Source organism: Pseudomonas sp. GL_117 (genome assembly GCF_057835125.1).
In genome coordinates, this window is sequence record NZ_CM174418.1 from 6,161,020 (window position 1) to 6,179,378 (window position 18,359).

The window sequence follows — 18,359 nt, forward strand, 5'->3', positions numbered from 1 at the left end:
GGCTAAAGAAGAAATTGGCAAATGCTCGACGTGTTGACTTAATTAAATTCACTCAATGGAACATGAAATGAAAACTTTTAACTACACCGTACTGGCAGTGGCTTTTCTTGGTTTGGCTGGCGTTGCTCAAGCAGATACTTCTTCCGGTCAAAGTTATGACGGCACCATCGTTGTAGATGGCTCCAGCGGCACGGGCACTACCAATCACCCGGGTGCAGCGGGCCAACCTGCCGTGGGCGTAAAAGCCTTTTACAACGGCGCAAAAGTGACGTTTGCCGGCCTGAAAGGCATGGTCCCCACCGACACCAACGGCGTCACCACCATTACCCCGGCAATGATGCCAGCCTCCCACTCTGCACTGGGCAATTTCGACTTCAAGCAAGTCGCCAGCCAGCAGGTGTACTACGGCGAGTGGTCGCAGAACGGCACCCACAACGATCCGACTCGCGTCGTGTACTACTCCGGCGACACCACCGGCCGTGTGCTGCCCACCACCAGCGTGACCTACGCGGTGCAGGGCATCAACAACTACTCCGGGGCTAACCTGCTGTCCGGCGACCTGACCGCCACCTTCGGCACCGCATCGCCCACGCTCACCGGTTCGCTGACCAACGCCGCGCTGAAAGTCGGGATTTCGGCCAACATCAACACCGCCACCGCCGGTTTCAGCGGCAGCGCCATTGCCCAGAACCCGACCACCAGCGCAGTGCTGGCAGCCGGCACCACCCAAGGCAGCTTCTTCGGTGCAGGCTCCACCGCGTCGCTGGCCGGTATCGCCAAGTTCACCAACCGCAACTACGACACCGCTTTCGGCGGCGTAGCCAAGTAACTGCGGCTTGCACTGACGTAGCACCACGAAGCAAGTGCCTGGCCTCCAGGCACTTGCTTTTGGCGTTTTGAAGCGATCTCGAGAGCCCGGTAATGCCCCAGCCCTACTGCAAGCGATCCCTCACGTTGCATGTTTTGCCCCTTTCCCTGCTGCTGTTCACAGCCCCGACGGTGTTCGCCGCCGACCAGGACACCAACCTGCGCCTGAACCAGAGCATCGAATACCGCGCCAACAAGCAAGAGCGCGAGTTGCTCAAGGATGAACTGCCGAGTGACGGTGCCGCGCCGTCGCTGACTATCGACGGCCAGGTCTACAGCGTCGGCAACAACCTCGACGAGCTGGGCCGCGCGGTGTACCTGAGCGTCGAGCGCCAGCAATGGCCGCAAGCCCGCGACTATCTCAAGCGCTACACCGCCCTGCCCGGCCACGACCCGATGCTCACCGCCTACGCCAACGGCGGCCTGGCCCGCGCCGATGGCGACCTGGAAACCGCCGAACGCTATTACCAGGACCTGCTGGCTATCCAGCCCGATTTCCTGCCCGGTCGCCTGGAGTTGGCACGGGTACAGTTCGAGAACCGCAAGGATCGCGACTCCAAAGCCGTGTTCGAACAGATCAGCAGCAGCCTCAGCCCGTCGGACGCCCAAGCTATGGGCCTGGGCAAGACCGTCGACAGTTTTATCCAGGCCCTGGACCATCGCGAAGACTGGCAAGGCTCATTCGCCATCGGCCCGACCTGGAGCGACAACCTCAACCAGTCCTCCGAAGGCAGCGTGACCTACCGCTATGAGACCGCTGAAGAGACCTACGTGGTCAAGCAATCCCTGCCCAAGGCGGTGTCGGCCCACGGCCAGGACTATGAGGCCACGCTCAACAAACGCATCTCCATCAGCGGCCATCACGGGCTGTTCGTGCGTTCGCTGCTGTACGGCCAAGCGTACGAAAAAGAGAGCAAGTACAACGAAGCCACCGTGATCAACAACGCCGGCTACAGCTACCACGATGCGCGCAACCAGTACGCATTCGGGCCCTCGTACGAGTTCAACACGATCGGCGACAACGCCATGTACAGCGCCTGGGGCCTGCGCGGCGAGTGGATTCACACGCTCTCGGCCACACGTATGTTCAAACTCGAAGGCGAGTACAAGGACATGACGTACAAACACTCGATCAACAGTAACCTCGACGGCGGTATCAGCTCGGTCTACGCCACCCTGTGGCAAGTCTTGCCCCAGCAATGGACGCTGTTCGGCGGCGTCGACATCACCGAACGCGACGCCCGGGACCGCGTCGCGGCGTACCTGCAAAAAGGTGTGCGCCTGGGCATCGCCAAGGACTTCGATATAGGCGTGAGTGCCGTGCTGTTTGCCTCGTACCGTAAGCGTCAATACGATGCCTACAGCGCAATCGTCGATGGCACACGGGAAGAGAATGAGCAGGGCTACACCTTCATCCTACGTGCGCCAAGACTGGCGGTGTACGACGTGGTTCCCAGCATCACCGTCAAGTACAACAAGGTGCAGAGCAACATCGACTGGATTTATTCCTACGACAAAAACAGCATTAGCCTAAAGCTGGAGAAACAGTTCTAATCCGCCGCTGTCACAGGGATTGTGCTTGTGCCGGAATATCTATTTCACGGTTGCACTTATAGCGAGCTACTGTATAAAACGCCCCTATAAACCGCGCCATCAGCAAGAGGATCCCGGCCGTGGAAGAAATCATCGAACAATTGCGTGAAGCCAACGAACCGGTCCCGGTTCCTCTGGAACTGCCTGACGAAGACCAACTGGTGGAAATCGAAGAACAACTGTTCATCGACATCCCGTTTGTCTTCCGTGAATTCCTGCTGACCGTCAGCGACGTGGTGTACGGCAGCCTGGAGCCGGTGACCGTCACCGACCCGCAGTCCCACACCTACCTGCCGGACGTGGCCGCCAACGCCTGGGACGCCGGCGTCGATCGCAGCATGATCCCGATCTGCCAGGACGGCGACGACTACTACTGCGTCGAGGAAGACGGCACCGTGGTGCTGTGGTCCGGCGAAGAAGAACTGGTCACCGAAGAAACCTGGGAATCGGTCTGGCACTGGGCGCGGGACGTCTGGCTGGAAAGCTGATCCAGAGCGTGCTTGTGGCGAGGGAGCTTGCTCCCGCTGGGCTGCTTTGCAGCCCCCCGACATTAGCCACTAGTGCTGCGCCGTATCCTTATGGTTATCCAGCGTCTCCAGCAAGGCGACCTGCATCCGCGTATGCACGCGGATGAACCAACGCCAGAGCACGGCCGCCACCGCCGCCGTGACTATGGCGATCAACACCAGCAACTTGTTGGTTGGCAGAATACTGGCCGACAAGGCTGCCAATAGCAGGAAGATCACCAGCAGCGACAGGATCGGGATCAACTCCGCAATCACCCGCCGCACGCGCTGGGTATGCCGCCCGGCCATTTCCGGCTTCACGCTCATCTCCGCCAACAGCATCGACAGCGCCTTGAGCTTGCGATAAGCCGCAATCAAAAACGGCAGCGATAACAGCAACGCCCCGCCCCAGATCAACGCCTTCTGCCAGCTTGGATCACTGATCCAGCTTTGCAGATAACCGCCAATGCGCACTGCAAAAAAGCTGCCGGCGAAGAAGATCGCCACCACCAGCGCCAGGTTCACCCCCACTTGCAGGATGATCTTGCGGATCATCGACGCCAGCATCGCGCCCTCACCCTGAGGCTGAATGCTGCGCAGCCACTCGCCGTACAGGCCGAACACCCGGCTCATGCGCTTGGGCATCACCGCCGCGATCTTCAACGACAGTGGGTCGGCACCCCGGATCAGGTAAGGCGTCAGCAAGGTTGTGATCGCCGAAACCGCCACCGCCACCGGGTAGAGGAAGTCGCTGGTCACCTGCAGCGTCATCCCCAACGCCGCGATAATGAAGGAAAACTCACCAATCTGTGACAGCCCCATACCTACTCGCAGCGAGGTTCGGCCATCATTGCCGGCGATAAATGCCCCCAGGCCGCAGGACAACATCTTGCCCAGCACCACCGCCACCGTGATCACCGCAATCGGCCAGGCGTATTGCAGGAGGATCTGCGGGTCGATCATCAGGCCGATGGCGACAAAGAAGATCGCACTGAACATGTCGCGAACCGGCTCGATCAGGCGCTCGATGTCAAGCAACTGCTTCGATTCGGCCATGATCGCGCCAATCAGGAACGCGCCCAGCACCATGCTGTATTCCAGCTTGACCACCAGCAGACAGAAACCGAAACACAGGCCCAATACGGTGATCAGCAACATCTCGTTGCTTTCGAACTTGGCCACGTAGGCCAGCAGGCGCGGTACCAGCAGGATGCCAATGACCAGCGCGACGATCATGAACAGCGACAGCTTGCCAACGGTGGAGAACACCTCGCCGGAGCTGACCGTGCCACTGACGGCGATGCTCGACAGCAAGGCAATGATGCCGATGCCAAGGATGTCTTCGACGATCAGCACGCCGAAAATCAACTGGGCAAAGCGTTGGTTCTTCATCTTCAGGTCGTTGAGCGCCTTGACGATGATGGTGGTGGAAGAGATTGCCAGGATCGCGCCGAGGAATAGCGAGTCCATGGTCTTCCAGTCGAACCAGCGGCCGATCTCGTAGCCGATCCAGATCATCAGGATGATCTCCAGGAACGCCGCGATAAACGCCGTGGCCCCGACCTTGAACAGCTTGCGCAGGCTGAACTCCAGGCCCAGGCAGAACATCAGGAAGATCACCCCCAGCTCGGCGAGGGTCTTGATCGTGTCTTCGTCGTGGATCAGGCCAAACGGCGGGGTATGCGGGCCGATGATGAAGCCGGCGACGATGTAGCCCAGCACCACCGGCTGCTTGAAGCGATGAAACAGGATGGTAACCACCCCTGCCACCAGCATGATCACGGCCAGGTCCTGGATAAAGCTGATGGCGTGCATGGCGAGGGGCTCCTTGAGGGTACTGGTGCTTTTCCCACTTCCGTTCGCGCCGCTGAAATGTCGCAAAGCGCGGAAGGAAAAGTCTGCCGAAATCGTAAGAAATGCCCTGAGACGGGCTTTTGCAGGTTAACACCGCGACTTCCGGCAGAAAGCCGGTGCAATATATGGAAACAGATCGGCCAGCGCGTGACGGCAAGCCGCCCGCCGGCGTCCCGTTATGGATGGCGCAGTAAAGATTCCAGCACCCGCAGAGGTGCCCCCCAACAGATGCCTACAACCCGTGAGTGTGCTATGGAACCCGGAAACGCCCAGCTGTCGATGACGGTGCTGATGACCCCTGATATGGCCAACTTCTCTGGCAATGTCCACGGTGGCACCCTGCTCAAGTACCTCGACGAAGTGGCCTACGCCTGCGCGAGCCGTTATGCCGGTCGCTACGTAGTGACATTGTCCGTAGACCAAGTGATTTTTCGCGAGCCGATCCATGTCGGTGAGCTGGTGACCTTCCTCGCCTCGGTCAACTACACCGGCAACACCTCGATGGAGGTGGGTATCAAGGTGGTGACCGAAAACATCCGCGAGCGCTCAGTGCGCCACACCAACAGCTGCTTTTTCACCATGGTGGCTGTGGACGACCAGCGCAAACCGGCCGCCGTGCCGCCGCTGCAACCGCACAACAGCGAAGACAAGCGCCGTTTCGTGCAGGCCCAGCAACGTCGGCAGATTCGCCAGGAGCTGGAAAAGCGTTATCAGGAAATCAAAGGCTGAGGCGCTGACAATCCCAGGGTGTAAACCGGGTCAAATGTGGGAGCGGGCTTGCTCGCGAATACGGTGGTTCAGTTGGAACATCTTTGACTGACACACCGCTTTCGCGAGCAAGCCCGCTCCCACATTTTTGCTGTGCGGTGTTACAGGCCTATCGGCGTGGCTTCAAAACGCACACGCGGATGCGCAATCCGATCCTGAGCCCGCACCAGTTCCAACTCGTAACTGGCACACGCCTGGGTTTCCAGCAGCACTTCATGCACCGCCGCTGCGGTGAACTCGAAGGCCGCCACCAGGCTGTCACCCAACAGCACCCGAGCCAGGAACAACCCGGAAGTCAGATCCCCCACCCCCACCGGCTGACGCGGAAACGCCAGCAATGGCCGACGCAGGTGCCAGCTGCCATCAGTCGTCACCAACAACATCTCGAAACCGTCCGGCAACTTGCCCGGGTAATCCAAATGTTTCACCAGCACAGCCTTTGGCCCGCGTGCCAGCAACGCCTTGGCCATTGCCAGGCAGTCGAACAGCGATTGCGGCTTGCGCCCGGCAAAACTGTCCAGCTCCAGTTGGTTGGGGCACAGGAAGTCGGCCATGGCAGCCGCTTCGTCGAGCAGGAAATCGCTGACTTCCTGGGGCACGATGCAACCTTTCTCCGGGTGACCCATCACCGGGTCGCACAGGTAAAGGGCCTTGGGGTTGATGGCCTTGATGCGCGCCACGCCGGTCAGAATCGCCCGGCCCTGATCCGCACTGCCCAGGTAGCCAGACAGCACCGCATCGCAGTTGCCCAGTTCGCCAATCGCGGCGATGCCTTCCACCAGCGCCGGAATTTGCTGCGGCGCCAACACTTCGCCGGCCCACTGGCCATACTGAGTGTGGTTGGAGAACTGCACCGTGTTCAACGGCCAGACGTTTACCCCGACCCGCTGCATGGGGAACACGGCGGCGCTGTTTCCGGCATGGCCAAAAACCACATGAGACTGGATCGCAAGCAGATGAGGTGTGCGTTTCATGCAGGGGATTTCCGTAAAACCGATGAAATTCTGGCCGCGCAGTATGCGACTAAACGCAGCCTGTACGACAGACCGGCGACACAGTTAAGCTGCTCTCACTTTGTTGGAGTTTTTCGCATGCTGACCCTGGGAAATATCTTCGTGTTGATGCTGCTGGCGACCGCTGCCGCCTGGGTGTGGCACAACCACGGCCTGCGCGAGCGCGCGTTGGAGCGGGTCAAGCAGCATTGCGCCAAGCTCGACATCGAACTGCTCGATGGCGCCGTGGCGCTCAAGCGCATCGGGTTTGTGAAGGATGCCAAGGGGCGGCGACGCTTGGCGCGCATCTACAATTTTGAATTCACCGTGACCGGCGAAACCCGCCATCCGGGGACCATCACCCAATTCGGCGCCCACAGTGCGCAGATCGAACTGGCCCCCTACCCGTTCGAGATCAAGACGCCGCTGCCCAGCGCCGATGTGATCGAGCTCAGCCAATGGCGCCAGGACCACGCGAGCAAGAACCGTCACTGACGGCAGGCAGCCAGCGCGGCCTGTAGCGTCGCCACGTCCTGTGGCGCGCTGAAGATCAATTCGATACGTGAATCGCGGCGCCATTCGCTGGGCTGCCAGGCGACTGGGCTGTTATCCACAGCGTTGGCGCTGACCCAGCCTTCGGCGCTGTGGATAACCAGCTTGGCACGACGCCAGCTCAGGGATGACAGCCATTGATCAAGGCGCTCGGCACTGAATATCTGACTCGGATGCCAGCGCCAGCCGATACTCCAGCCGCCTTCTTGAGCCTGGCTGAGGCAGATGGGCAGCGTCGGGTCGCTCCAGATCGCCGGCATTTGCGCGAGCCCCTTGGGCACAGTGAAGTTATCCACAGCCGCGCCAGCCTTGATAGTCAGCCCCGGCAACTGCGCCAGCGGCAACTGCGCCTGGCGGGTCCAGTAGCGTGCGCAGTCGGGCAATTGCCGTTCGATGGCCTCACGCTGTGCAGCGTCCAACCCTTCATCCTTGTTCAAGACCAACAGCCCGGCACCGGCCAGCGCTTGCTGCTGGGCTTGCGGCAAAGGTTTGCCCGCGGCCAGGGCTTGGGCATCCAGCACCAGTACGCAGGGCTGCACCGCCAGCACGTTTTGCCACGGCGCCTCCTGTAGCTGCTTGAGCAACTGCGCGGGATGGCCCAGGCCCGACGGCTCGATAAACAACCGATCCGGCTTGGCCTTACGCAGCAAGCGGCCCAGGCCTACCTGGAACGGCGCACCATTCACACAACACAAGCAGCCGCCGGCCACTTCGCCCAGGGCAATGCCATCGTCATCCAGGGTCAACAGCGCAGCGTCCAGGCCGATCTGCCCGAACTCATTGATCAGCACGGCCCAGCGCTCGTCCGCCGGGCGCTGGGTGAGCAGGTGCTTGATCAGGCTGGTCTTGCCGGCCCCCAAAGGGCCGGCAATCACGTGGGTGGGAATGTTCTGCAACATGGAGGGCATCGTTCAGGCCGTGTAGAGGGTTTGATCCTACGCGGTTATGCGAGCCAATCCAGCGTCAGGATCAAGCGTCGCTCATCGGCTTTTAATGCCGGCGAACGGTGGATCAAACCGTAGCCTTCGTTACCGTGCCATTTGGTGCCCTTGAGCAGGGCGACTTCGCCGCAGTGGATCTGCTCGATGCGCTCGCTGGGCTCGGCGTCCGCCTGGCTCAGTTTGCGGCGATCCATCACGCCTTCGCGCAACCACTGGCTGCCGATGCCAGCGTAGGTGGTGATCAGCCGCACCGGCACGTGATCGACGTGAAAACGCGGGCACATGGCCTTGTCCAACAGGCGCAGGCGCACGCCAATGCGCTTGGCGCCCAGCAGGCAGGCAAACGCGCTGATCAGCCATGACACGTCGGCGATAAAACCTTCGTAGCCTTCAAGATCGCGACAACTGGCCGCCAAACCGTGCAAGTTCACCGTGGCATCTTCGCTGTTGAGCTCGATGACCATGGAATCCGCCAAGGGCTCGTTGAGCGCCACCAGCAAGGCGCCGAATTCGGCGATGTGCAGCGGCAACTGCCGCTGCCACAGCGCCAGGTTGACGCCATCTTCAAGGATTTCAGCGAGCACCAGCGGGGTTTCACCAGCGGTCTGGCGAATCACGGGGCGCAGGGCAATTACCGGGGCCAGCATCAGGCTGCCTGCTCAAACCAAGGGCCAAAAGGGTCGGCCAGCAAGCGCCAACCTTCGACGCCCAGGGCCATTTCTTCGTCAGTGAGCAAGCACGCGTCCAGCTCGGCGCGCATGTGTGCGAAGTCGATGTTCTGGCCGATAAACACCAGTTCCTGGCGGCAGTCGCCGGTGCTCGGCTGCCAGTTACCCATGATCGCCGCGACGCTTTCTTCGTCCTGGGGCCACTGGCTTTTTGGCACGAAGCGCCACCAGCGCCCGGCAAACCCATGGCGCATCAAGCCACCGGCCTGGGACCAACTGCCGGCGTCCTGGTGCTTGCTGGCCAGCCAGAAAAACCCCTTGGAGCGCAGCAGTTTGCCGTTCACCCAAGGGCGGTCGATGAAGTCGAAAAAACGCTGCGGATGGAACGGCCGACGCGCACGGTAGGCGGTGGAGGCGATGCCGTACTCTTCGGTTTCCGGCACATGTTCACCACGCAGTTCCTGCAACCAACCCGGAGCCTGGGCGGCGCGTTCAAAGTCGAAACGGCCGGTGTTGAGGATCTTGTGCAACGGCACTTCACCCATGACCATCGGGATGATCTCGGCCTGGGCGTTGAGGCGTTCAAGGATCGCCATCAGCTCTTCGCGTTCGCGACTGCTGATCAGGTCGATCTTGCTGATGAGGATCACATCGGCGAACTCGATCTGCTCGATCAGCAGGTCGGTGATCGAGCGTTCATCCTCTTCACCGAGGGTTTCACCGCGCGAGGCGAGGCTTTCGGCGGCCTGGTAGTCGAGCAGGAAGTTCATGCCGTCGACCACGGTGACCATGGTGTCCAGGCGGGCGATATCGGCCAGGCTTTGTTCGTTTTCATCGCGAAAGGTGAAGGTTTCGGCCACGGGCAGCGGTTCGGAGATGCCGGTGGATTCGATCAGCAGGTAATCGAAGCGACCTTCCTTGGCGAGTTTTCCGACTTCCAGCAGCAAGTCTTCGCGCAAGGTGCAGCAGATGCAGCCGTTGCTCATCTCGACCAGTTTCTCTTCGGAACGGTTGAGGGTGACGTCGCGCTGAACTTCGCTGCCGTCGATGTTGATTTCACTCATGTCGTTGACGATCACCGCCACCCGCAGGTTTTCGCGATTGCGCAGGACGTAGTTGAGCAGCGTGCTTTTACCGGCGCCGAGAAAGCCGGACAACACAGTCACGGGGAGACGATTGGACATCAGGTATTCCTCATCAGGGTTGGCCGGTCAAATCGCCCGTTTATGGCGTTCGCGCAGCTCTTCACGTTCTTTGGCTTCGATACACAGGGTGGCGGTAGGACGTAACAACAAGCGCTGTAGGCCGATAGGCTCGCCGGTTTCACGGCACCAGCCGTATTCACCGCGGGCCAGCCGTTCGAAGGCCTCGTCGATCTTGTCCAACAGCTTCTTTTCCCGCTCCAGCAGGCGCAGTTGCCATTGGCGCTGTTCTTCGGCGCTGCCGACGTCCGCCGGGTCGCTGTTGGGTTCCTGCTCGCGCAGCAGCTGGAACTCGGCGTCGATGCGCGCTTGCAGCTCATTGCGCTGAGCCAGCAACAGCTCGCGGAAGAAGCCTTGCTGGACTTCGTTCATGTAGTCGGCGGGCGGTTGGGCCAGCAGGTCTTGTTCAGTCATGGGGAGCGGTTCACGGGTCAGGCTGTGGCTTAATGTTATAGTATAACAATACAAATAAGCCAATCCCCCTTGCTCGACATGACGAAGGGCGCAATGCTTGAGCATCTGCGCCCCTGAGAAGCCTTATGAAATATCTGGTATGCGCCCTGTTGTTGGCAGCGGCAGGACCTGCCTGCGCCCAAGCGCCGAGCCTGCTGGCGAAATGCTCGCGCAGCGCCAATCTGCTGGCCTGTGTAGACCCCCAGGGCAACGCCTATAGCGTGGCGACGGTCGGCAGCACCACCTATCTGCGCGGCTTCGAGGTGATCGGCAAACGTCGGTGGGCACAGACCAACAGCCGTTATGGGCAACTGACGTTTTTTACCGGGCTGGCTTCGGATGGTGAGGCGTGGGTCGGCTACACGCGGCGCGTGGGCTGGACCACCATAAACAGGTTCTCCAGTTCCGGTGGGAGCAGCGCCAAATTCACCTGTAGCCGGATAACGGGCTGTTAGACCTGGCCACTCTTCTGTTCCTGGGCCCAGGCCATGTAGCTGTTCATCGGCGGGTTCTTCTCGAAGTACTTTTTCAAGCCGTCGAACAAGCCGTCTGCAACCGCCTGTTGATGACGCGCCGTGACCAGCCGCTCAGCGTCCCTGGCATTGGAGATAAACCCGGTCTCCACCAGGATCGACGGCACGTCCGGTGATTTGAGCACCGCAAAACCGGCCTGCTCCACGCGCTTCTGATGCAGGGTGGTGATGCCTTCCAGGCTGCCCAGGATCGAGCTGCCCAGTTGCAGGCTGGAGGCGATGGTGGCGTTCATCGACATATCCAGAATCACCCCGGCCAGCATCGGGTCCTTGTCCTTGAGATTGAGCAGGGTGGTAGCCCCCAACAGGTCGGCACCGTTTTCGCGCTGGGCCATGAAACGTGCGGTGGCAGACGTCGCGCCGCCTTCAGACAACGCATACACCGAGGCGCCCGAGGCGGTGAGCCGTGGCGCCGCATCCGCATGCACCGAGATGAACATGTCGGCCTTGTGCTGACGGGCGATGTCCACACGTTTGCGCAGCGGCACGAAGAAGTCGTCGTTGCGTACCAGCTTTACGTCGAAACCTTTCTCACGCTTCAAACGCTTGGCCAGCAGTTGGGCGATGGACAGCACCACGTCTTTTTCACGCTGGCCTTTGGAGCCGATGGCGCCGGGGTCTTTGCCGCCGTGGCCGGGGTCGACCACCACGATGATGTCGCGCTTGGGGTGTGCCTTATCTACGGACCGTGCCGGTTCGGCGGCGATTTGACGAGGTGCCTGGGTGGCGCTGGTCAGGTCCAGCACCAGGCGATGGCCCTGGCCGTCCTGCGGCGGCAGTAGAAAGCTGTTGAGCCGCATCGGTGCCGCCAGGTCCAGCACGATGCGGGTATCGGCCTTGCCGAAATGCCCCGAGCGGATCGAGGTGATGCCGCTGTTCTTCAAGGCCAACTGCGAGAAATCTCCGCTCAGCCCCGCGCCACTGAGGTCGATGATCAAGCGTTCCGGCGAGGTCAGGGAAAAGGTCTTGTACTGCACCGGACCGCTGAGGTCGAACACCAGCCGCAGCTTGTCTTCCGAGCGCCATAGGCGTGCATTGCTGATCTGCGTGGCGTGGGCCGTAAACGGCAAGGTGAACAACGGGCTGACCAGCAGCAGGTTAAGGAGCTGACGTCTGTGCATGAAAAATACCGCAGATAAAAGGAGCGTCCCTACTCGACATGACTGAAAAAAGACCGGAGCAGAAAAATCATCGTCGACTCAATAGTTATAATATAACATGTCTTTTTACTTCCAACGATGGACCTGCCCATGAATGCGCTGACTCTGCCGGATATTGCCGCGCAGGCTTCACGCCAAGCCGTGCCACTCGACTGGGTCGGCATGTGCGGCATCGCCCTGCCGATCCTCGTCGACGGCCAACGCCTCACCGCCAGCGCGGATGCCGGCGTCAGCCTGGACGATGGCGAGGCCCGTGGCATTCATATGTCACGTCTGTACCTGGCGCTGGAGATGCTTGAGCAGCAGCCCCTTACGCCGGCACTTCTGCGTAATGTACTGCAGCGTTTCCTCGACACACATGAAGGTTTATCTAAGAACGCCTACCTGCGCATCCACAGCGATTTGCTGCTCAAACGCCCGGCATTGGTCAGCCCGCTGGCGGGCTGGAAAGGCTACCCGGTAAGCATCGAAGCGCGCCTGGAAAACCAGATGTTCCACGTGGAACTAAAAATTGACGTTACTTACTCCTCAACCTGCCCCTGCTCCGCCGCCCTCGCCAGGCAGTTGATTCAGCAGCAATTTCTTGAGGATTTCGGCAACGCCCCGCTCAAGCACGAAGACCTACTGACCTGGCTCGGCAGCGCCAACGGCATCGTCGCCACACCCCATAGCCAGCGCAGCAGCGCGCAACTGCACATCCATCTGCAAGGCGATCAACTGCCCTTCACCGACCTGATCGACAGCGCCGAAGCCGCCCTCGGCACCGCTGTGCAAACCGCCGTAAAACGTGCGGACGAACAAGCCTTCGCCCTGGCCAACGGGCAGAACCTGATGTTCTGCGAAGACGCCGCACGCCGCCTGAACCTCGCCTTGAAACGCTCGGATGCCGTCAAAGCCTTCCACCTGAAAGTGATCCATGCCGAAAGCCTGCACGCGCACGATGCCGTGGCTGAAAGCCGCTGGACGAGACACCCCGCATGATTACCTGCACCGCATTACGTTGGGGCGCCCCAGGCCAGCCGCTGACTCCCGCCCTGGACCTCACCCTGGAAAAAGGCAGCCTCACCGGGATCATCGGCGCCAACGGCACCGGCAAAAGCAGCCTGCTCAAAGTCATCGCCGGCCTGCAAAAACCGCTGGCGGGCAAAGTCAGCGTGGAGGTTCCACGGCGCGGTGGCCTGTCGTTCCTGCCGCAGCAACAACACCTCGACCGCCAGTTCCCCATCAGCCTGCAAGAGCTGGTCGCCGCCGGCTTCTGGGGCTCGCAGCTCACCCCGCAACAACGCAGCCAACGCCTTGAGGCGGTCCTGGAAGACTGGTGCCTCAGCGGCCTGCAACAGCGCCCGTTGATGGCGTTGTCCGGCGGCGAATTGCAGCGCGCCCTGCTTGCCCGCATGAGCCTCGCCGAAGCGCCCATCCTGCTGCTCGACGAACCCCACGCCGCCCTCGACGAAGACGGCCAGGCACTATGCTGGAAACACATCCACGCCTGGCACGCTGCGGGCCGCACGCTGATCGTGGTCTGTCACGACCTGGCCTCCGTGCGCCAACACACCCAGCACGTGGTGCAAATCAAAAGCAGCGGCTGCGTGTTCGGCGACAGCAAAACCCTGATCCGCCCCCAAGCGCATATGCAGGTGGCCTGATGCACCTCGCCGCCCACCTGTGGATGCCCTTCGTCGACTTCGTATTCATGCGCCGCGCACTGCTCGGCGGGCTCGTCCTCGCCTGCAGCACCGCGCCGCTCGGTGTGTTCCTGATCCTGCGGCGCATGAGCCTGATCGGTGACGCCGTGGCCCACGGCATCCTGCCCGGCGCGGCCCTTGGTTTCTGGTTCGCCGGCCTCAGCCTACCCGCGTTGACGATCGGCGGCCTCGGCGCCGGGCTGAGCATGGCTGGCCTGTCCGCGTGGATCACCCGCCGCACCGGCCTGCGCGAAGACGCCAGCCTCGCCGCCATCTACCCCATCTCCCTGGCCGCCGGTGTGCTCATCCTCGGTCTGGCGGGCAAACGCCTGGACCTGCTGCACCTGCTGTTCGGCTCCGCCCTGGCGGTGGATCAGACCACCCTCACCGGCATGCTCTGGGTCACAGGCTTCAGCCTGATCGCCATGGCGGCGATCTACAAACCGCTACTGCTGGACACCCTCGACCCGCTGTTCCTGCAAACCGTCAGCCGCCTCGGCCCACTCGCCCACGGGCTGTTCCTCACGCTGGTGGTGCTGAACCTGGTCATCGGTTTCCAGGCCATCGGCGCCTTGATGGTGGTGGGCCTGATGATGTTGCCGGCCATTGCTTCACGTTTCTGGAGCCGGCGCCTGCCGGTGTTGATCGCGGTATCGGCGGTGCTGGGATGCCTGTCGGTGTGGCTTGGCTTGTTGCTGTCGTTCTACTACTCGTTGCCCAGCGGCCCGGCCATCGTGCTGGTGGCTGGCGCCGGGTATCTGCTGTCCGTGGTCTTCGGTCCGGTGCACGGCCTGCTGCGCCGCCCGCCCTTGCTGTCATCCCAATGAGGTGTTTCCCGATGCGCGCTTTACTCGTACTGTTCAGCCTTCTGCTGCCGCTGTCGATGGCCCAGGCGGCCGACAAACTCCAGGTGGTCACCAGCTTCAGTATTCTCGATGACATCACCCACCAGATCGGTGGCGAGCACATCCAGATCAGCAACATGGTCGGCCCGGACGCCGATGCCCACACCTACGAGCCGTCACCGGACGACGCCAAGGCGCTGCTCAAGGCCAAGATCATCATCAAGAACGGCCTGGGCTTCGAGCCGTGGCTGGACCGCCTGGTGACCAGCACCGAAACCAAAGCCACCGTAGTGACCGCCAGCAAAGGCGTGATTTCCCACACCATGGACGAAGACGGCGAAACCATCCCCGACCCGCACGCCTGGCACAACCTGGCCAACGCTGAAATCTATGTGAACAACATCACCAAGGCCCTGATCGCCGCCGACCCGGCCAACAAAGCCGACTACCAGCGCAACAGCCAAACCTACCTGAAAGAAATCTACCGCCTGCTCGCCGAAGCCAAGGCCAAGTTCGGCGCGCTGCCAGCCGGCAACCGCCGCATCGTCACCTCCCACGACGCCTTCGGCTACCTGGGCCAGGCCTACGGGATTCAGTTCCTCGCGCCCCAAGGCCTGTCCACCGAACGTGAGCCATCCGCCGCCGAAGTTGCCGCGCTGATTACCCAGATCCGCAAAGACAAGGTCAAGGCCGTGTTCATGGAAAACATCAAGGACTCGCGCCTGCTCAAGCAGATCGCTGACGAAAGCGGCGCGCAGATCGGCGGCACGCTGTACTCCGACGCCCTCGCCGCCGAAGGCCCGGCCAGCACCTTCACCGGGCTGTTCGAATACAACCTCGACACCCTGTGCGCCGCCCTGGGCAAGCCATGAGCCTGCGCATGCTCGACCTGGAAGGGGCTGCCCTCGGCAGCCGCTTTCCACTCGATCAGGTGCTCGATGCGCTAGCGTGGAACAGCGACGGCCTGATCGCGGCCATCGCCCAGCAATACGGCAGCGGCGAAGTGCTGATGCTGGCCTGGATGAACCGCCAGGCCCTCGACGAAACCCTCGCCACCGGCCAGGTCTGCTACTGGTCACGCTCGCGCCGGCGGCTGTGGCGCAAAGGCGAATCTTCCGGCCACAGGCAACAGTTGGTGCAAGCGCGCCTGGACTGCGACGGCGATGCCGTGCTGCTGATCGTCGATCAACAAGGCCCGGCCTGTCACACCGGTCGACCCAGTTGCTTCTACAACGCTATCGACGGCGACCTCATCCACATCATCACGGAGCCCTCAGCATGATCCGCAAAAACCCTTCCGGTGATCTGCCAGTGATTGCCGAATCGGCCTACGTCGACAAGACCGCCATCATCTGCGGCAAGGTGATCATCGGTGAGAACGTCTTCGTCGGCCCCTACGCCGTGATCCGCGCCGACGAGGTCGACGCCAGCGGCGCCATGGACCCGATCACCATCGGCGCCAACTCCAACATCCAGGACGGCGTGGTGATCCACTCCAAGTCCGGCGCCGCCGTGACCATCGGCGAGTTCACCTCCATCGCCCACCGCTCCATCGTCCACGGCCCCTGCACCGTCGGCGACCGCGTGTTCATCGGCTTCAACAGCGTGCTGTTCAACTGCGCCGTGGGCGATGGCTGCGTGGTGCGCCACAACTCGGTGGTCGACGGTCGCGACTTGCCCGACACGTTCTACGTACCCTCCACCACCCGCATCGGGCCCAACACCGACCTGTCGCAGTTTCCGCCGGTGAGCGTCAGCGCCTCGGAATTTTCCGAAGACGTCGCGCGCACCAACGTCGACCTGGTGCGCGGCTACAAAGCCCTGCAAAACGAGTTCTGAGCCATGAGCCGCCTGCTGATCCGCAACGCCCGCCTGGTGAATGAAGGCCAGCAATTCGACGCCGATGTGCTGATCGCCAATGGCCGCATCGAGAAAATCGCCGGCAGCATCGAAGGCTGCAACGCGCCCGTGGCCATCGATGCCCAGGGCCAGTGGCTGCTGCCGGGCATGATCGATGACCAGGTGCACTTTCGCGAACCCGGCGCGCCGGACAAAGGCAGTTTCTACAGTGAATCCCGCGCGGCGGTGGCCGGCGGTATCACCAGCTTCATGGACATGCCCAACACCAACCCGGCCACCCTCACCCTTGAGGCCCTGGCCGATAAAAAACGCCGCGCCGCGCTGCACTCGGTGGCCAATTACGCCTTTCACTTCGGCGTAAGCAACGACAACCTCGACACCGTCGCCGCCCTCGACCCGCGTGAAGTGGCCGGCGTCAAAGTGTTCATGGGTGCCTCCACCGGCAATATGCTGGTGGACGATCCGCGTATCCTCGAGCGCCTGTTTGCCGAAGTACCGACCCTCCTGCTGGCCCACTGCGAACACACGCCAAGCATCCTGGCCAACGAACAGCGCCTGCGCGAGCGCTTTGGCGAGCACATCCCCGCCGTCGCCCACGCGCTGATCCGCGATGCGCATGCCTGCTATCGCTCGTCGTCCTTTGCGGTGGAATTGGCCAAGCGCCACGGCACCCGCCTGCATGTGCTGCACCTGACCAGCGCCCGTGAGCTGGCGTTGTTCGAAGACAAACCGCTGTCGGAAAAGCGCATTAGCGCTGAAGTCTGCATCCACCACTTGCTGTTCGACGACCGCGACTATCACCGCCTTGGCCACCAGATCAAATGCAACCCGGCGATCAAGACCCGCGCCGACCGTGACGCGCTGCGCCTGGCCTTGTTGAGTGAACGTCTGGATGTGATCGGCACTGACCATGCGCCGCATACCTGGGCGCAAAAACAGTTGGGGTATCGTGAGGCGCCGTCGGGTTTGCCCCTGGTGCAGCATGCACTGCCGGCGTTATTGGAGTTGGTGGCCGATGGGCATCTGCCCCTGACCACCCTGGTGGCGAAGACCAGTCATCGCGTGGCCGACCTGTTTGCCATCCCCGATCGCGGCTACCTGCGTGAAGGTTATTGGGCCGACCTGGTGTTGATCCAGCCCGAACCTGCCGGCAAGCCGGTGAGCAGCCAAGCGATCCTTGGCCGCTGCGGCTGGACGCCCTTCGCCGGGCGCAGCTTTCGCCACAGCGTCAGCACCACCCTGGTCTCGGGCCACCTGGCGTGGCACAACGGCCAGGTGGTCGACAGCTGCCAGGGCTTGCCCCTGCACTTTTTGCGTTAAGCGCGGGGTTTGACCGTACCGCAATCGTTGCCCAGCCACTGTGCGTGGCTGTCCAGGCTGCCCTTCTGCTGGATGCCGGTAGCATTGAAGGTGCCATTGACGGTGGTGGTGAATTCCTTCTGGCTCTGGAAGGTCGCCACGCCAGTGCCCTGGGCTTTCGGGCAACTGAAGCGGAACTTCCACTGGTTGCCGGTCTTGTCGGTCACTTGCTGCTTGCAGCCCGATTGCGGGTCGGTCAGGGGGATCGAATCCGAGGCGACCTGCGCCGGAGTCAGGCACACCTGCACGCCTTTGCCGGCCATGGTGATGCCCTGCTTTTCCAGCATGGCGCGCTGTTCGGGGGTCATCTGTTGCTTGAGCTGACCGAGGATCAGCGACAAGTCCGGCAGCTCCTGGTTATCGACTTTCATATTGCTGGTGGTCAATTCCCACAAGCCTGGCGCCAGCATCTGCGCCTGTGCTGCCACCGGCAGCGACAAACCAACAACCATGGCTAAGCAGAGCAGACGTGCATTCATCGGGTAACTCCTGGGTAATTGTGGGCGTTAGACGCCGCAAAG

21 protein-coding genes are annotated in these 18,359 nt (G+C 61.7%); 13 read left to right on the forward strand and 8 right to left on the reverse strand.

Annotation, left to right across the window (positions count from 1 at the left end):
• Nucleotides 1-67 precede the first annotated feature (67 nt).
• The 3 genes from AC3ISR_RS28200 (at nt 68) to AC3ISR_RS28210 (ending at nt 2,948) form a co-directional block, all read left to right on the forward strand.
• A complete protein-coding gene (locus AC3ISR_RS28200) occupies nt 68-829 on the forward strand; it encodes a Slam-dependent surface lipoprotein (RefSeq protein ID WP_192298083.1) in 762 nt (253 codons plus the stop codon).
• A gap of 134 nt (nt 830-963) precedes the next feature.
• Nucleotides 964-2,421: a surface lipoprotein assembly modifier gene (locus AC3ISR_RS28205; RefSeq protein ID WP_489324530.1), complete on the forward strand. Its 1,458-nt coding sequence runs from the start codon at nt 964-966 to the stop codon at nt 2,419-2,421.
• 119 nt (nt 2,422-2,540) lie between these two features.
• The gene (locus AC3ISR_RS28210; RefSeq protein ID WP_017739032.1) at nt 2,541-2,948 is read left to right on the forward strand and encodes an SMI1/KNR4 family protein; all 408 of its coding nucleotides are present in this window, start codon (nt 2,541-2,543) and stop codon (nt 2,946-2,948) included.
• A gap of 69 nt (nt 2,949-3,017) precedes the next feature.
• On the opposite strand, the gene AC3ISR_RS28215 is transcribed toward AC3ISR_RS28210, so the two are convergent.
• Nucleotides 3,018-4,781 (reverse strand): cation:proton antiporter, encoded by a 1,764-nt coding sequence (locus AC3ISR_RS28215; RefSeq protein WP_463984010.1) that lies wholly within the window; start codon nt 4,779-4,781, stop codon nt 3,018-3,020.
• A 291-nt stretch (nt 4,782-5,072) separates the two neighbouring features.
• Between AC3ISR_RS28215 and AC3ISR_RS28220 the strand changes: the two genes are divergently transcribed.
• Nucleotides 5,073-5,549 carry an acyl-CoA thioesterase gene (locus tag AC3ISR_RS28220; protein WP_017739034.1) on the forward strand — a complete coding sequence of 159 codons (477 nt, stop codon included), beginning with the start codon at nt 5,073-5,075 and terminating at the stop codon, nt 5,547-5,549.
• 140 nt (nt 5,550-5,689) lie between these two features.
• On the opposite strand, the gene pdxY is transcribed toward AC3ISR_RS28220, so the two are convergent.
• The gene (gene pdxY / locus AC3ISR_RS28225; protein WP_192298086.1) at nt 5,690-6,562 is read right to left on the reverse strand and encodes a pyridoxal kinase PdxY; all 873 of its coding nucleotides are present in this window, start codon (nt 6,560-6,562) and stop codon (nt 5,690-5,692) included.
• A 117-nt stretch (nt 6,563-6,679) separates the two neighbouring features.
• Here pdxY and AC3ISR_RS28230 point away from each other — a divergent pair, with 117 nt between their 5' ends.
• Nucleotides 6,680-7,075 (forward strand): DUF3301 domain-containing protein, encoded by a 396-nt coding sequence (locus AC3ISR_RS28230; protein ID WP_192298087.1) that lies wholly within the window; start codon nt 6,680-6,682, stop codon nt 7,073-7,075.
• Here the strand turns inward: AC3ISR_RS28230 and AC3ISR_RS28235 are convergent.
• The 4 genes from AC3ISR_RS28235 to dksA are packed head-to-tail and all read right to left on the reverse strand — an operon-like array spanning nt 7,069 to nt 10,357.
• Complete coding sequence (locus tag AC3ISR_RS28235; protein WP_192298088.1) at nt 7,069-8,031, reverse strand: CobW family GTP-binding protein; 963 nt, start codon at nt 8,029-8,031, stop codon at nt 7,069-7,071. The genes AC3ISR_RS28230 and AC3ISR_RS28235 overlap by 7 nt on opposite strands.
• Before the next feature lie 44 nt (nt 8,032-8,075).
• The gene (locus tag AC3ISR_RS28240) at nt 8,076-8,720 is read right to left on the reverse strand and encodes a DUF1826 domain-containing protein (RefSeq protein ID WP_192298089.1); all 645 of its coding nucleotides are present in this window, start codon (nt 8,718-8,720) and stop codon (nt 8,076-8,078) included.
• Entirely contained in the window at nt 8,720-9,925 is a 1,206-nt protein-coding gene (gene zigA, locus AC3ISR_RS28245) for a zinc metallochaperone GTPase ZigA (protein ID WP_192298090.1), read from the reverse strand. The genes AC3ISR_RS28240 and zigA overlap by 1 nt, the downstream gene beginning before the upstream one ends.
• A gap of 27 nt (nt 9,926-9,952) precedes the next feature.
• The gene (dksA, locus tag AC3ISR_RS28250) at nt 9,953-10,357 is read right to left on the reverse strand and encodes an RNA polymerase-binding protein DksA (RefSeq protein WP_192298091.1); all 405 of its coding nucleotides are present in this window, start codon (nt 10,355-10,357) and stop codon (nt 9,953-9,955) included.
• 125 nt (nt 10,358-10,482) lie between these two features.
• Here dksA and AC3ISR_RS28255 point away from each other — a divergent pair, with 125 nt between their 5' ends.
• Nucleotides 10,483-10,851, forward strand: coding sequence for a glutamine synthetase (locus AC3ISR_RS28255; protein WP_192298092.1), 369 nt, complete (start codon nt 10,483-10,485; stop codon nt 10,849-10,851).
• Here the strand turns inward: AC3ISR_RS28255 and AC3ISR_RS28260 are convergent.
• Nucleotides 10,848-12,050, reverse strand: coding sequence for an N-acetylmuramoyl-L-alanine amidase (locus AC3ISR_RS28260; RefSeq protein ID WP_192298093.1), 1,203 nt, complete (start codon nt 12,048-12,050; stop codon nt 10,848-10,850). The two genes, AC3ISR_RS28255 and AC3ISR_RS28260, sit on opposite strands and share 4 nt — an antisense overlap.
• Nucleotides 12,051-12,179: 129 nt before the next feature.
• Between AC3ISR_RS28260 and folE2 the strand changes: the two genes are divergently transcribed.
• From folE2 to AC3ISR_RS28295, 7 genes are read left to right on the forward strand one after another with little or no spacing between them, the layout of a single operon-like run.
• Nucleotides 12,180-13,070 (forward strand): GTP cyclohydrolase FolE2, encoded by an 891-nt coding sequence (gene folE2 / locus AC3ISR_RS28265; RefSeq protein ID WP_192298094.1) that lies wholly within the window; start codon nt 12,180-12,182, stop codon nt 13,068-13,070.
• Complete coding sequence (locus AC3ISR_RS28270) at nt 13,067-13,735, forward strand: metal ABC transporter ATP-binding protein (protein WP_192298095.1); 669 nt, start codon at nt 13,067-13,069, stop codon at nt 13,733-13,735. Before folE2 ends, AC3ISR_RS28270 begins: the two co-directional genes overlap by 4 nt.
• Nucleotides 13,735-14,601, forward strand: a complete 867-nt coding sequence (locus tag AC3ISR_RS28275) for a metal ABC transporter permease (protein WP_192298096.1) — start codon at nt 13,735-13,737, stop codon at nt 14,599-14,601. Before AC3ISR_RS28270 ends, AC3ISR_RS28275 begins: the two co-directional genes overlap by 1 nt.
• 11 nt (nt 14,602-14,612) lie before the next feature.
• Nucleotides 14,613-15,491: a metal ABC transporter substrate-binding protein gene (locus AC3ISR_RS28280; RefSeq protein ID WP_192298097.1), complete on the forward strand. Its 879-nt coding sequence runs from the start codon at nt 14,613-14,615 to the stop codon at nt 15,489-15,491.
• Entirely contained in the window at nt 15,488-15,901 is a 414-nt protein-coding gene (gene hisI / locus AC3ISR_RS28285; protein ID WP_489324531.1) for a phosphoribosyl-AMP cyclohydrolase, read from the forward strand. Before AC3ISR_RS28280 ends, hisI begins: the two co-directional genes overlap by 4 nt.
• The gene (locus AC3ISR_RS28290; protein WP_192298099.1) at nt 15,898-16,458 is read left to right on the forward strand and encodes a gamma carbonic anhydrase family protein; all 561 of its coding nucleotides are present in this window, start codon (nt 15,898-15,900) and stop codon (nt 16,456-16,458) included. Before hisI ends, AC3ISR_RS28290 begins: the two co-directional genes overlap by 4 nt.
• A 3-nt stretch (nt 16,459-16,461) precedes the next feature.
• Nucleotides 16,462-17,799, forward strand: a complete 1,338-nt coding sequence (locus AC3ISR_RS28295; RefSeq protein WP_192298100.1) for a dihydroorotase — start codon at nt 16,462-16,464, stop codon at nt 17,797-17,799.
• Here AC3ISR_RS28295 and AC3ISR_RS28300 read toward each other — a convergent pair.
• A complete protein-coding gene (locus AC3ISR_RS28300) occupies nt 17,796-18,317 on the reverse strand; it encodes a DUF3617 domain-containing protein (protein ID WP_192298101.1) in 522 nt (173 codons plus the stop codon). The genes AC3ISR_RS28295 and AC3ISR_RS28300 overlap by 4 nt on opposite strands.
• Between the last annotated feature and the right edge of the window lie 42 nt (nt 18,318-18,359).

Bases quoted from the DNA above. Each gene is read 5' to 3' on its own strand.
- AC3ISR_RS28200 (WP_192298083.1), top strand. From the start codon at position 68: ATGAAAACTTTTAACTACACCGTACTGGCAGTGGCTTTTCTTGGTTTG.
- AC3ISR_RS28215 (WP_463984010.1), bottom strand. From the start codon at position 4,781: ATGCACGCCATCAGCTTTATCCAGGACCTGGCCGTGATCATGCTGGTG.
- AC3ISR_RS28220 (WP_017739034.1), top strand. From the start codon at position 5,073: ATGGAACCCGGAAACGCCCAGCTGTCGATGACGGTGCTGATGACCCCT.
- pdxY (WP_192298086.1), bottom strand. From the start codon at position 6,562: ATGAAACGCACACCTCATCTGCTTGCGATCCAGTCTCATGTGGTTTTT.
- AC3ISR_RS28230 (WP_192298087.1), top strand. From the start codon at position 6,680: ATGCTGACCCTGGGAAATATCTTCGTGTTGATGCTGCTGGCGACCGCT.
- AC3ISR_RS28235 (WP_192298088.1), bottom strand. From the start codon at position 8,031: ATGTTGCAGAACATTCCCACCCACGTGATTGCCGGCCCTTTGGGGGCC.
- AC3ISR_RS28240 (WP_192298089.1), bottom strand. From the start codon at position 8,720: ATGCTGGCCCCGGTAATTGCCCTGCGCCCCGTGATTCGCCAGACCGCT.
- zigA (WP_192298090.1), bottom strand. From the start codon at position 9,925: ATGTCCAATCGTCTCCCCGTGACTGTGTTGTCCGGCTTTCTCGGCGCC.
- dksA (WP_192298091.1), bottom strand. From the start codon at position 10,357: ATGACTGAACAAGACCTGCTGGCCCAACCGCCCGCCGACTACATGAAC.
- AC3ISR_RS28255 (WP_192298092.1), top strand. From the start codon at position 10,483: ATGAAATATCTGGTATGCGCCCTGTTGTTGGCAGCGGCAGGACCTGCC.
- AC3ISR_RS28260 (WP_192298093.1), bottom strand. From the start codon at position 12,050: ATGCACAGACGTCAGCTCCTTAACCTGCTGCTGGTCAGCCCGTTGTTC.
- folE2 (WP_192298094.1), top strand. From the start codon at position 12,180: ATGAATGCGCTGACTCTGCCGGATATTGCCGCGCAGGCTTCACGCCAA.
- AC3ISR_RS28270 (WP_192298095.1), top strand. From the start codon at position 13,067: ATGATTACCTGCACCGCATTACGTTGGGGCGCCCCAGGCCAGCCGCTG.
- AC3ISR_RS28275 (WP_192298096.1), top strand. From the start codon at position 13,735: ATGCACCTCGCCGCCCACCTGTGGATGCCCTTCGTCGACTTCGTATTC.
- AC3ISR_RS28280 (WP_192298097.1), top strand. From the start codon at position 14,613: ATGCGCGCTTTACTCGTACTGTTCAGCCTTCTGCTGCCGCTGTCGATG.
- hisI (WP_489324531.1), top strand. From the start codon at position 15,488: ATGAGCCTGCGCATGCTCGACCTGGAAGGGGCTGCCCTCGGCAGCCGC.
- AC3ISR_RS28290 (WP_192298099.1), top strand. From the start codon at position 15,898: ATGATCCGCAAAAACCCTTCCGGTGATCTGCCAGTGATTGCCGAATCG.
- AC3ISR_RS28295 (WP_192298100.1), top strand. From the start codon at position 16,462: ATGAGCCGCCTGCTGATCCGCAACGCCCGCCTGGTGAATGAAGGCCAG.
- AC3ISR_RS28300 (WP_192298101.1), bottom strand. From the start codon at position 18,317: ATGAATGCACGTCTGCTCTGCTTAGCCATGGTTGTTGGTTTGTCGCTG.